10 protein-coding genes are annotated in these 12,772 nt (G+C 45.1%); 4 read left to right on the top strand and 6 right to left on the bottom strand.

Annotated features, from left to right (window positions below):
* Positions 1-501: 501 nt before the first annotated feature.
* From KHN78_RS07175 to hemN, 4 genes are all read left to right on the top strand, one after another.
* Positions 502-1,140: a class I SAM-dependent methyltransferase gene (locus KHN78_RS07175; protein WP_211915617.1), complete on the top strand. Its 639-nt coding sequence runs from the start codon at positions 502-504 to the stop codon at positions 1,138-1,140.
* Positions 1,140-1,679, top strand: a complete 540-nt coding sequence (gene yihI / locus KHN78_RS07170; protein ID WP_211915616.1) for a Der GTPase-activating protein YihI — start codon at positions 1,140-1,142, stop codon at positions 1,677-1,679. Before KHN78_RS07175 ends, yihI begins: the two co-directional genes overlap by 1 nt.
* A 7-nt stretch (positions 1,680-1,686) precedes the next feature.
* On the top strand, positions 1,687-2,175 hold the full coding sequence (locus tag KHN78_RS07165; RefSeq protein ID WP_211915615.1) for a DUF2489 domain-containing protein: 489 nt from the start codon (positions 1,687-1,689) through the stop codon (positions 2,173-2,175).
* Positions 2,176-2,359: 184 nt separating this feature from the next.
* Positions 2,360-3,751 carry an oxygen-independent coproporphyrinogen III oxidase gene (hemN, locus tag KHN78_RS07160; protein ID WP_128812061.1) on the top strand — a complete coding sequence of 464 codons (1,392 nt, stop codon included), beginning with the start codon at positions 2,360-2,362 and terminating at the stop codon, positions 3,749-3,751.
* A gap of 80 nt (positions 3,752-3,831) precedes the next feature.
* Here the strand turns inward: hemN and add are convergent, their stop codons facing one another.
* From add to glnA, 6 genes are all read right to left on the bottom strand, one after another.
* The gene (gene add / locus KHN78_RS07155) at positions 3,832-4,836 is read right to left on the bottom strand and encodes an adenosine deaminase (RefSeq protein ID WP_211915614.1); all 1,005 of its coding nucleotides are present in this window, start codon (positions 4,834-4,836) and stop codon (positions 3,832-3,834) included.
* 162 nt (positions 4,837-4,998) lie between these two features.
* On the bottom strand, positions 4,999-7,545 hold the full coding sequence (locus KHN78_RS07150; protein WP_211915613.1) for an EAL domain-containing protein: 2,547 nt from the start codon (positions 7,543-7,545) through the stop codon (positions 4,999-5,001).
* A gap of 112 nt (positions 7,546-7,657) precedes the next feature.
* A complete protein-coding gene (gene glnG / locus KHN78_RS07145) occupies positions 7,658-9,061 on the bottom strand; it encodes a nitrogen regulation protein NR(I) (RefSeq protein WP_211915612.1) in 1,404 nt (467 codons plus the stop codon).
* 58 nt (positions 9,062-9,119) lie between these two features.
* Positions 9,120-10,166 (bottom strand): nitrogen regulation protein NR(II), encoded by a 1,047-nt coding sequence (gene glnL / locus KHN78_RS07140; protein WP_211915611.1) that lies wholly within the window; start codon positions 10,164-10,166, stop codon positions 9,120-9,122.
* Between the two features lie 142 nt (positions 10,167-10,308).
* Entirely contained in the window at positions 10,309-10,848 is a 540-nt protein-coding gene (locus KHN78_RS07135) for a DUF4124 domain-containing protein (protein WP_211916522.1), read from the bottom strand.
* A gap of 159 nt (positions 10,849-11,007) precedes the next feature.
* Complete coding sequence (gene glnA / locus KHN78_RS07130) at positions 11,008-12,417, bottom strand: glutamate--ammonia ligase (protein ID WP_211915610.1); 1,410 nt, start codon at positions 12,415-12,417, stop codon at positions 11,008-11,010.
* Positions 12,418-12,772 lie beyond the last annotated feature (355 nt).

The following is a 12,772-nucleotide window of genomic DNA, read 5'->3' as shown; positions in this document are numbered from 1 at the left end:
AGAATCCGTAAAGTAGCAACTGTTCACAAGGAGTGGCACTCAGGATTTCAGACCATGGATTTTAGGTCTCCAAGGACGCAAGCGAGGGAAGCTTGGTAGTCGGAAAAGGGACGTAGGTAGGCAAGGAGTCTACCGGATATGGATGGTCATCTCGTCTGATGGTTAAGACAGTGAAAAGGATCAAGCTCAGGAAGTAGCTCAGCAAACAGGAAGTGAAAGGATAGCCAAAATTCATCAGGAAGATGGAAAACAACACTTTTTGGCAAGGAAAGCACGAAAAACAAAAGGATTCTTGGTGCACCAGATGTGTGCAACACAGTTTCGCCACTTGAGGTGGCATTTAGAAAGCGACAGTTTAACTGTCGCTTTTTTTATATCTGTTTGGCGACGAATAAGCACAATCAAACTTTTTTAACAAAAATTGCTGAAAAAATATCCAGCAACACTCCAATCTAGGTCTACTTTCTGGTATGTTTCGCATCCCTGTTTGAGGAAGCCAGCATGCATACTTGTCCTTTATGCCAGAATCAGCGCACTCATCACTATTTTGAAGACAAGCGACGCGAGTATCTTCAATGTGAACAGTGCAATTTGGTGTTCGTTAACCCAGACCAACGTTTGGATGCAGAAACCGAAAAAGCTCACTATGATTTGCATGAGAACAACCCAGAAGATATGGGATACCGACGTTTTTTAGCGCGGATTGCTGATCCAATTGCAGAGCGAATTTTGCCACAATCGAATGGAATCGACTTTGGTTGTGGTCCTGGCCCAACGCTTTCCTTGATGTTAGAAGAAGCAGGGCACAACATGGCGTTATATGATCTTTATTACCACCCAGATACCTCGGTGCTAGAAAAGCAGTATGACTTCATGACAGCAACAGAGGTGATCGAACACCTCTACCACCCCGATTTGGTGTGGAAACAATGGTTGAATTTAGTTAAGCCAGGAGGCTGGATAGGCCTGATGACGAAAATGGTCATTGATGTAGAAGCCTTTCAATCATGGCATTATAAGAACGACCCTACCCATGTGGTGTTCTTTAGCCATGAGACGTTCCAGTTCCTAGCTGAGCGGGATAAGCTCGAACTCGAATTTATTGGTAATGATGTAATTTTACTGAGGAAAACCCAGTAATGAGCCGTAGTAAAAAATCTAGAAAGCCAGGTGCAGCAGGCGCACCTGAGTTTGTTGTCACTCGTAACCGTACAGAATCTGACGTTGAAGGTCGCCTACGCAAGCGTGCGAAAAAACGTAAGGGCTTGAAGAAAGGTAGCCGCAACTCTGAAGTGAACGAGCAGAAGAAGCAATCGGCTGCGCAAAATCGTGATCCACGCCTAGGCAGCAAGAAGAAGATTCCTCTAATTGTTGAGCCAGCGAAGAAGATGACGAAACAAGAGCGCCGACTATCTGCTGAGCAAGAGCTAGAGATGCTAGAAAATGATGCGCAATTGAACGTGTTGTTGGATCGCATTGAAGCCGGTGAAAACCTAGGTAAAGGCTTGCAACAATATGTTGATGAGAAGCTTGATCGTATCGAAAGATTAATGGACCAATTGGGTCTATTAGAGCCGGAAGAAGAAGACTTCACCGCTCCAGCAGCAAAAGGCACGCGTAATGACGATGATCTACTTGCTGATTTCGACGGTATTAACTTCGATGACTACAAAGGATAAGTAATCCATGAACGTAACCTTATTAGCGATTGCAGGTGCAGTGATTATTATCGCGCTGGCTTCTTATGCAGGTTACCTTCTGCTTCAATTAAAAAAGCAAAAGGAATTGCAGCTGAAGCACAAAAAATTGGCGATTGATAAACGTAATGCCAATATTTTTGAGAATGTGCATACCTTGTGTCTAGCGGGTATTCAAGGTCAGTGTGATTTGTCTGAAATCAGCATTCGTGTCTATAACATTATGGACTACGTCCAGGGTGAAGACCGTGTTGATTTCGATACCACCTACCCTGCGATTTCAGAGCTTTACCATGTTGTAAAAGATATGGCGCGTGGCGAAGATCGCCAAAAGCTGACCAAGAAAGAGCGTATGCAACAAAACTTAGCGCGTCATAAAGCCGAAAACCGTCTGACTGATGCGATTGTTGAAGAACTCAAAGTGTTGCAGAAAAACGTCCAGCCACTGAATAATCAAATCAATATTCAGATGATTTAATTACTTTCTCCCGTGGCTTATCTAACAGCCATAGGGGGATCGTGATCACGCTAGCACTTCTTTAGTTTTATACTTAAAAAGCGGTGAGCGGTTACCGTCGTTGTCGTCTTGGTATGGCAGAATAACGGCCTCTGAGTATCGGGTGATGAGAACTTTCACCCTAGCATTTACGGAAAGTACCACCATGTCGAATCAACATACTGAATCGAAACAGCAAATTGTCTGGGATCAAGCGGTATTGGATAAGTACAACTATTCCGGTCCTCGCTACACGTCGTACCCAACAGCACTGGAGTTTCATGAAGCGTTTACCATCTCGGATTACGATATGGCATGCACTCAATACTTAAATCGTCCGCTTTCGTTGTACGTTCATATTCCGTTCTGTCATAAGCTTTGTTACTACTGCGGCTGTAATAAAGTCATTACTCGCCACTCACACAAAGCAGATGAATATCTTGATGTATTGGAACATGAGATTCGTCAGCGCGCATCATTGCTTGTTGGGCGTACTGTAACGCAATTGCATTTTGGTGGTGGTACACCAACATTCCTATCTGAAAAGCAAATCACTCGCGTAATGGATTTATTGCGCCAAGAATTCACATTCAGCGCGGATGCAGAAATCAGTATTGAAGTCGACCCACGTGAAATCGAGCTGACGATGCTTGATCACTTGCGTAGTGAGGGCTTTAACCGTTTGAGTATCGGGGTTCAGGATTTCAATAAAGAAGTTCAGCAGCTTGTAAACCGTGAGCAAGATGAAGAATTTATCTTTGCGATGGTCGCACGTGCAAAAACGCTTGGTTTCCGCTCAACGAACCTTGACTTAATTTACGGCCTGCCGAAGCAAACGAAAGCGTCTTTTGCGAAAACGCTAGAGCAAGTGCTAGAGATGCAGCCTGGCCGTCTGTCTGTGTTTAACTATGCTCATATGCCACAGTTGTTTGCCGCGCAACGTAAGATCAAAGACGAAGACTTACCTCAAGCAGAAGAGAAGATGGCGATCCTGCAGGATACTATTGCTACGCTGACAGGCGCGGGTTACCAGTTCATCGGTATGGATCACTTTGCTATGCCTGATGATGAGCTTGCTGTCGCTCAGCGAGAAGGTATTTTGCACCGTAATTTCCAAGGCTATACCACTCAAGGCGAATGTGACTTAGTTGGTTTTGGCGTTTCAGCGATCTCAATGATTGGTGATGCGTATGCGCAAAACCAGAAAGAACTGAAAAAGTACTATGCACAAGTGAATGACTTACGTCATGCGCTATGGAAAGGGGTTTCTCTGGATGCTGATGACTTATTGCGACGCGAAGTGATTAAGCAGCTTATTTGTAACTTCAAGTTGGATAAGAAAGCAATTGAATCAGAATTTAAGGTTAACTTTGAACACTATTTCAAAGAAGACCTACAGCTTCTGCAAACTTTCATTGATGACGAATTAGTTGAAGTCGATGGCAATGAAATTCGCGTGACACTACGTGGCCGTTTATTGATTCGTAACATCTGTATGTGCTTCGATAAATACCTACGTGCAAGAGCTCGTCAGCAGCAGTTCTCTCGCGTCATTTAAGTTTGAAAGCGACTCTCAATATAAAAATGCCAGCATCTGCTGGCATTTTTGTTTCTGTTATAAGTTTTTACTGCAATGAGTTATGCGCGGTCTTTTACTTTTTCTTTCAGCTCAGTTTTCTCTGCATCAGATAGGAAAGCGAGATCAAGACCGTTAATTTGCGCTTGGCGAATCTGCGCTTGAGTTAGACCTGCTGCTGGTGCTGCAACTTCATACTCGTATGGTAGCTCGATGCCCTCAACTGCTGGGTCGTCAGTGTTTAGACACGCAAGAACGCCGTGCTCTAGGAACTGTTTGATCGGGTGGTTGGCAAGAGAATCAACCGTGCTGGTTTGGAAGTTCGATGTTAGGCAAGACTCAATACCAATACGGTTTTCCGCCAGATAATCCATCAGTTTAGGATCGTGAATTGCTTTTACACCGTGGCCGATACGTGTTGCACCAAGCTCTTGAATTGCTTGCCACATGCTTTCTGCGCCCGCCGCTTCACCAGCGTGTACGGTGACATTAAGGCCTGCATCACGCACTTGTTTAAAGTGAGAGACAAAGCGATCACCAGGCTGACCAAGTTCGTCACCGGCAAGGTCAACTGCAACGATGTGCGATTTTTGGCTAAGGATAGCATCAAGCTCTTGCTGACAGGCATCCGTTCCAAACGTACGGCTCATGATACCGATTAAGTTTGCCTTGATACCAAAATCACGCATGCCCGCTTGAACACCATCGACAACCGCTTCAACTACACCGGCAACAGGCAGTTTGTGTTTCATCGCCATGTAGTAAGGGGAGAAACGCAGCTCTGCGTAGTCGATTTGTGCGTTTAATGCGTCTTCTACGTTTTCGTAAGCAACACGGCGACATGCATCTAGATCGCCAAGAACCGCCACACCCCAATCAAGCTTAGAAAGGAAAGCAACAAGAGATGGCTCAGCTTCAACAATTTGAACGTGTGGAGTTAAAGACTCAATATCGTAAGCAGGTAAAGCAACACCAAATTGCTGACCAAGTTCCAGAATGGTTTTAGTACGGATGTTGCCATCAAGGTGACGGTGCAAATCTGTTAGGGGAAGATTCTTCGTTATCATTATGTCGTTCCGGGTTGTTTGTTATAAACAGGCATTCAGCCCAAACATTATCAATGACAATACATGGGGAAGATAAGTGGTTACTTGGGTATAAAGTATAAATAACAGTTGGGTATATTGTCAGTATGAGATGGCCAGTAAATCAGCAATTTCAGCGCTTTTTTACTTCATGTTCACCAAATGTGTTGGCCATTCTTCAATTGGCAATGGGCGGCTGTAGTAGAAGCCTTGAACTTGTTCACACCCCAGAGTGCTCAGCAGTTGAGCTTGCGCAGCGGTTTCTACTCCCTCAGCAACGACCGTGGTTTTTATTCCTTTGGTAATTCTAATGATCGCAGCCACTACCGAGTTATCCAAATTCTCTTTCGATAAGCGATTAATGAATGTGCGATCAATTTTCAAGCATGTAAATGGTATCGCATGTAGATAGGCTAAGGACGAATAGCCTGTTCCAAAATCATCAATAGCAATACCTAGTCCCATATTACGGAGTGCAGAGATATTCTCTAACGTGGTTGGGGCGCTATCAACGATACGAGACTCTGTTATTTCTAAGGTTACATTCTTTGCTGGTAGCCGAGTTTCGTCGAGTACTTGTTTGACGGTATCAACAAAGTCAGGGCATGACAGTTGGTTAACCGATACGTTGACGTGCAGCTGGAAGTTTTCCGGCCATTGTTTGTTGTCGATGGCGCTGCGCGTATCGTTACAAGCTTGTGAGAAAATTTGCTGGCCAATCGCTTTTATCATACCGCTTTCTTCAGCGATAGGGATGAACTCTAAAGGTGATACCATACCGGACTCACTATCCCAACGAGCCAGCGCTTCAGCACCACAGATGTTGCCACTAGCAAGATCGATGATTGGCTGATAGTAAGGTTTGAACTCACCGTTATTAATACCCGTTTGAACTTTTGTCACCATTTGTGTGCGGTATTTCGATGCGCTCGCCATTTCTGGGCTGTAGTGGCACACATTGGTCATTGAATCTTGCTTCGCGGAGCTAAGAGCGATACTGGCATTACGTAACCATAAATTCATATTATGCGCAGAATCTGTACGTACGATACCCATGGAGACTTTAATCACCACGGTTTCGCCGTCGAGCATGAATGGGGAAGCGAGAAGTTGCTGTATACGCCTTTCTATTAAGCGAGTGTCCTCATCACTGCTGAGTTTTTGGATAAAAACAGCAAATTCATCTCCGCCAATTCTCGCAAGAATGGCTTCTTCTTGGAGCTGTTGTCTTAATCGTTCCGCAATGTTGATGAGCAGTTGATCACCACTGTGGTGCCCAACACTATCATTAATATCTCTAAACTTGTTGACTCCCAATAGGAATAGGCAACCTGGCTGCTGTGAGTCTAAATGTTCACTGATTTCGATTAAACCTTGACGGCTGTACAAGTGTGTCAATGAATCAAACTCTAATTGTTCACGCAGGGCTTTAAATGAGGCTTTTAAGTTGTTTGCCATCTCATTGAACGTTTTCACTAGGATGGTGGTTTCATAAATAAAGCCAGGGCGAGGCAGCGGACTATCCCAGTCTCCTTTTGCAAGGTGTTGTGCGGCCACAACGGTGGCTTCTATTGGTCGAGTGGTGCGGTTGAAGATGACCCAACCTATCGCAATGCCAACTAAACTGACAAAAACGCCGACGATCCAACTTTTTTGCTGACTTTTTGGCAAGGTTCCAAGTAAATCCGATTCAGAAATTGAAGTACTAATAAACCAAGTCAGGCCATTCGGATCATGATAAGGCGTAACACGACTGAACATGCGTTGGCCATCTAAATTGAGCTCAAAAGTATACGGTGCATCGCTTTTGGATAGATCGATACTTTCTATCCGCTCCGCATTCAATTGGATCATTGGGTCTAGACTTTCTGATGCCAATAAGCGTTGGCCTTCATCTGAGAATTTCGTTCCCCATGAGATCACGCTGCCTTGGCCTGAATGTGCCACTAATCGACGATCTTGATCCATGATGAAAACCGAAGCTTTGGTGTTAGCTTTGAGCTCACGTAAGAAAAAACTGAATGTATTAATACGAATATCTGTCACTAGTACACCAGCAAACATGCCTTTTTCGTATACCGGTGCCATTGCCGATAAGGTGACATCTTGGCGCTCATCTGCATTGGGGTAGACGGGAGACCATCGAGCTTGATTATTGCGCGCAACAGGTTGGTACCAAGGACGAGTTCGAGGGTCATAGTTAGCAATAATGGTACGAATATTGTCGCTGAGCTTATCATTGTCATAGATGACCAAATTGCCATCTGTGCGATGGTCTTGAACCATCAGCGTATAGTTGCCATCAGGCTCACGGCGGAAACCTGCAAAATCACCAGTTCGAGAACCAAAAGCAATCACATCTAATTGAGGAATAGAATGGTAAAGGTTCTGAAAAGCGCTTCTCAAGTAAGTTTTAATGTCTTGAGTATCGTTTGGTTGGTAAAGGTTGTGATAACTGACGTTATGCGCGAGCGAAGTCACGGCCGAAAAAGGTTTGCGCAAATAATCATTGAGATGATCGTGAACACTTTCAGTCAGAACGGATAGCTGCTTGTCGCTGAGATCCGTTACGACGTCTTCGTAGCTCTGTTTTTGGACGTAAACAATCACACTGATAGCCAGCAAAAAGATCATCACAAACGGGATGAGTACAGCAGTGCGCAATGTAATTTGAGTCGTCGTGTTAGACATTGTCGAGTTACTTAGGGTGTGGTGTACCGTAATTGTACTGACAATTTGGCTATCAAGCGAGCATATTGTTGCGTGCTTGATAACCAATGTTCAAATTATTGGGTACTTTGTATTAATACAGTTCTTTGAGTTTTCGGGTGAGGGTGTTACGTCCCCAACCTAGTACTTTAGCGGCATCCTGTTTATGACCTTTAGTATGTTCGAGTGCCGCTTCGAGCATTATACGTTCAAACTCTGGCAAAGCGTACGACAGTAGTTCTTTATCCCCCTCAGCAAGGGCACTGCGCGCCCATTTAGATAATTGCTCTTGCCAACTGCCATGTTCAGAATCTTTCGTAATTTTTTTCTCTTCCAGTAATTCTGGTGGTAAATCACTTGGAAGGACTTCACTGCCACTGGCCATTACGGTTAGCCAACGACAAATATTTTCCAGTTGTCGCACGTTCCCGGGCCAAGCTAAACGATTGAGGATATCAATGGATGATGGGTGCAGGGTTTTGGTTTCAACGCCGAGTTCATCAGCGGCACGCACTAAGAAGTGTTGGGTCAGCTTTTCGATATCTTGTCGACGCTCGCGAAGAGCGGGAATCTGCACACGAATCACGTTGAGACGATGAAACAAGTCTTCACGAAAATCGCCATTGTGGACCAGTTTTTCTAAGTTTTGGTGAGTGGCGGCGACAATCCGAACATCTACACTGATCGGAGAATGCCCACCGACGCGGTAGAATTGCCCATCTGCAAGTACGCGTAACAACCGAGTTTGAATATCTAACGGCATGTCCCCGATTTCATCTAAGAATAAGGTGCCTCCGTTGGCCTGTTCAAATCGCCCTTGACGGACACTGTTAGCGCCAGTAAATGCGCCTTTTTCATGGCCAAAGAGCTCTGACTCAATTAAGTCTTTTGGAATGGCTGCCATGTTGAGTGCAATGAATGGTTTATTTGCCCGTGGACTATGGCGATGTAATGCATGAGCAACGAGCTCTTTACCCGTCCCTGATTCGCCATTAATTAATACTGAGATTGATGAGCGAGATAGTCGGCCAATGGCACGAAACACTTCTTGCATTGCAGGCGCTTCACCAATGATCTCTGGTGTATCCGCTGGCACATCATCAGGGAGCAAATGTTCACGCTTATTCTCTTGGCTATGTGCGATAGCTCGCTCGACAAGTGTCAGTGTTTCATCAATATCAAAGGGTTTCGGTAGATACTCAAATGCCCCTTTTTGGTACGCATTCACCGCCGCGTCGAGATCCGAATGCGCGGTCATAATGATCACGGGTAGATCGGGGTAATTCTGTTGCAGTTGTTTAAGCAGTTCTAGGCCATCAATGCCAGGCATGCGAATGTCAGAGACTAGGACATCAGGCACTTCACGCTCTAAAGCCATGAGAACACTTTCCCCATCCGCATAGGTTTCGCACTTAATGTTTGCGGAGGAGAGGGTCTTTTCCATTACCCAGCGAATTGAACTGTCGTCATCGACGACCCAAACATATCCTTTACTCATGAATTAATCCTTGCAGCAAAAGCCGAAAACTGACGCATAGCAGATCCATTGAATGGGGTCAGATTGGCAGGTAAATCGTAAAAGTGGTGTGGCCAGGCCAGCTTTCAACGTCTATTTTGCCGTTGTGCTGGTCGATCAAGTTTTGTGAAATTGACAGTCCGAGTCCGGTTCCGCCCTCACGGCCGCTGACCATAGGGTAGAACAAGGTATCTTGTAGTTCTGGTGGTATTCCCGGACCATTGTCAGTGATTTCAATGCGAGCCGCGAGTTTACAACGCTGGCCATGAATGTTCGCTTGGTGCACCGTTCTGGTGCGAATTGTGATTTTTCCATGCTCTTGGCGAGACAGAATCTGCGCTGCGTTACTGACGATGTTAAGCATGGCTTGCTCGATTTGATCGGCATCCATCAATATTTCTGGCAAGCTCGGATCGTAATCTCGTTCAATCACGACACTATGTTGTGACTCCAACTCAACCAGTTGGCGAACTTTTTCCAAAACTTGGTGAAGATTCTCTTCGCTTTTCTTTCCCGGTTTTTGTGGGCCCAATAGGCGATCAACCAGCGCTCGTAATCGGTCAGCTTGTTCAATGATGATATGGGTGTATTCTGTCAGCGACGGATCGGGCAGCATCTTTTCTAACAGCTGTGCTGCGCCTCGCAATCCTCCCAACGGGTTTTTGATTTCATGGGCCAGTCCCCGCACCAAAAGCTTCGCTGCTTGTTGCTGGGCGTGTTGATTAAGCTCTTGAGTCAGACGACGCTGCTGATCAATCTTGCGCATCTCGACAAGTAACATCAGTTTCTTTTGCCAAGTGAGCGGACTAACAGTGACTTCCAGCATCAACGGGCGTCCATCAACCACAAAGGTAACATCACTGTCGGTAATGCTTTGGCCGCTTTGCAGAGGCTGAGTCAGGAGTGCTAAATCCATGGAGGCATGCTGAATGAGTTGGGATAGCGGCTGATCGACAATGCGTTTAGCGCTTTGTGAAAACAACAATTCCGCAGCAGGATTAGCAAAGCGAATCGCTAACTCATCATCAAGAATTAACGTTGCTGTCACCATGTTATCGAGAATAGCGCTAGGGAGACTGGTATCCACAATACGTCCTTGTTTGAGTCATGAATGTGCCTTGCACCACGATGGTGCATTAGAACGTAAGTATGGCGAATATGGCAGAGAAGAAAAAGTAAAAAGCGTAGAGAAAGAATGATTTTCCTCACGTTGTTCTCTACTTTGCCCCTTAATTGCTCGGACTGACGCTTGCTCTATGTAAATGCACCGTTATAGGGATAGTGGATGCAATAAGCTTGCCGTTTCGTATTGTTTGGACTGCCAAAATGTGTGTGCCACGGTCGATGTTATTCAGTCGCCAGTCTAAGTTATGTTGAGGTGTACCATAGGGCTTACCATCGAGGAGTAATTGAAATTGCTCAGTGCTTTCTAAGGGGCGATTGGATTTAAGCTGAACCGTGATGATGCCGTGGTTACTGCGAATCACCATATCGTGCTGAGGCTCCAGTATCTTTAAAGAAAGTGGCTTTTGTTGTGTGTGTTCAGGAAGCTCGTTGAGCGCAAATGATGCACGATGGTTTAGCGCGGGCGTTGACGTGTTAACTTTTACATTGGGAAGAACAGTCACTTCTGCCCCTTTTTGGGGAGTGTCACTAAAGTGACGAACGCCTTTTTCATCAAGCCAGGTAAATATCTCTTGGGTGCAAGGCGCTGCGGTTGAAAATGAAATTAAAATAATCGCGAAAGAAAAGCGCACTTTTGCGTTCATATTTTTCTTTTTCTTTTTGCTCATCATTCCTTTCTATACGGAAACTCTTGTTGATTGTGTTGGCCGTTATAAACGACAGCATCTTTAGTTCGAATACAAAAAAGGCCCGCCTGCGAGGCGAGCCTAAGATTTTGTTACTGTGCTTACACAGTCTACATCTTATACAGAGTAGTAAAGTTCGAACTCAAGTGGGTGAGTCGCCATGTTCACGCGCTCAACATCTTGAGATTTCAGTGCGATGTATGAATCGATGAAGTCATCAGAGAATACACCACCAGCCGTTAGGAACTCACGGTCTGCATCGAGTGCATTCAGTGCGACTTCTAGAGACTCTGCTACTTTTGGAATCTCAGCTGCTTCTTCCGCTGGTAGGTCGTACAAGTCTTTATCCATTGCTTCACCTGGGTGGATCTTGTTCTTGATACCGTCAAGACCAGCCATGAGTAGAGAAGCAAACGCTAGGTATGGGTTTGCTGCTGGATCTGGGAAGCGAGCTTCGATACGACGTGCTTTCGGGCTTGGAACTACTGGGATGCGGATAGATGCAGAACGGTTACGAGCAGAGTACGCTAGCATAACTGGTGCTTCGAATCCTGGTACTAGACGCTTGTACGAGTTTGTTGATGGGTTAGCAAACGCGTTGATTGCACGAGCGTGTTTGATGATACCACCGATGTAGTAAAGTGCCGTTTCAGAAAGGCCGCCGTACTTGTCACCAGCAAATAGGTTTACACCGTCTTTTGCTAGAGATTGGTGAACGTGCATACCTGAGCCGTTGTCGCCTACAAGTGGTTTTGGCATGAATGTCGCTGTCTTACCAAATGCGTGAGCAACGTTGTGAACCACGTACTTGTAGATTTGGATTTCATCCGCTTTTGTCGTTAGCGTATTGAAACGTGTTGCGATTTCGTTTTGACCAGCAGTTGCCACTTCGTGGTGGTGAGCTTCAACCACTAGGCCCATTTCTTCCATGATTAGACACATTGCAGAGCGAATGTCTTGAGATGAGTCAACTGGAGCTACTGGGAAGTAACCACCCTTAACACCTGGACGGTGACCTTTGTTACCACCTTCGATGTCAGAACCTGTGTTCCATGCTGCTTCTACGTCATCAATCTTGAAGAATGAACCAGACATATCGTTAGAGAATTTCACGTCATCAAATAGGAAGAACTCTGGCTCTGGACCAACAAGAACGGTGTCTGCGATACCAGTAGAGCGCATGTAGTCTTCAGCGCGTTTAGCGATTGAACGTGGGTCGCGGTCGTAGCCTTGCATAGTTGCAGGCTCAAGAATGTCACAACGAACATTTAGCGTTGCGTCTTCTGTGAATGGGTCAAGAACAGCAGAAGATGCGTCAGGCATCATTACCATGTCTGATTCGTTGATGCCTTTCCAGCCAGCAACTGATGAACCATCGAACATTTTACCTTCTTCAAAGAAGTCAGCGTCGATTTGGTGAGCAGGGATCGTAATATGCTGCTCTTTACCTTTTGTATCAGTGAAGCGTAGGTCAACAAACTTAACTTCGTTTTCTTGAATTAGCGATAAAACGTTTTCTACTGACATCTTGGATAACCTCCAGTGTTATTAAAGCGGTGAAAGCTCGATTTATGAATCGTTGATAAAATCCAGCATTGATTAATCTGTTTGACATATCGTTAATCGATGCTTGTTTCTCTAAAGCTAAAACCGTGCCAAAAATAATATTCCTTTATTTTCAGCTGGTTATGGTTTTAAGTGCGCATTTGGTGCAAACGATTGCACCAAAATGATCTATCGAAGCACTAATTTGGTGCAATCGGAAAGTGTTGCACCATCATGTGACAATATTATTGTTCATTCAGCCTGTTTTTTGAGCGCTGGTCAATTTCTATTAACGGGGATTAGGATAAAATTGAGCTGAATCAATCCGCTATACACC

The sequence above is a fragment of the Vibrio sp. B1REV9 genome (genome assembly GCF_905175395.2).
In the GTDB taxonomy this organism is placed as follows: Bacteria; Pseudomonadota; Gammaproteobacteria; order Enterobacterales; family Vibrionaceae; genus Vibrio; species Vibrio alfacsensis.
This window is presented reverse-complemented; position numbering and strand designations above follow the sequence as displayed.

Bases quoted from the DNA above. Each gene is read 5' to 3' on its own strand.
- KHN78_RS07175 (WP_211915617.1), top strand. From the start codon at position 502: ATGCATACTTGTCCTTTATGCCAGAATCAGCGCACTCATCACTATTTT.
- yihI (WP_211915616.1), top strand. From the start codon at position 1,140: ATGAGCCGTAGTAAAAAATCTAGAAAGCCAGGTGCAGCAGGCGCACCT.
- KHN78_RS07165 (WP_211915615.1), top strand. From the start codon at position 1,687: ATGAACGTAACCTTATTAGCGATTGCAGGTGCAGTGATTATTATCGCG.
- hemN (WP_128812061.1), top strand. From the start codon at position 2,360: ATGTCGAATCAACATACTGAATCGAAACAGCAAATTGTCTGGGATCAA.
- add (WP_211915614.1), bottom strand. From the start codon at position 4,836: ATGATAACGAAGAATCTTCCCCTAACAGATTTGCACCGTCACCTTGAT.
- KHN78_RS07150 (WP_211915613.1), bottom strand. From the start codon at position 7,545: ATGTCTAACACGACGACTCAAATTACATTGCGCACTGCTGTACTCATC.
- glnG (WP_211915612.1), bottom strand. From the start codon at position 9,061: ATGAGTAAAGGATATGTTTGGGTCGTCGATGACGACAGTTCAATTCGC.
- KHN78_RS07135 (WP_211916522.1), bottom strand. From the start codon at position 10,848: ATGAACGCAAAAGTGCGCTTTTCTTTCGCGATTATTTTAATTTCATTT.
- glnA (WP_211915610.1), bottom strand. From the start codon at position 12,417: ATGTCAGTAGAAAACGTTTTATCGCTAATTCAAGAAAACGAAGTTAAG.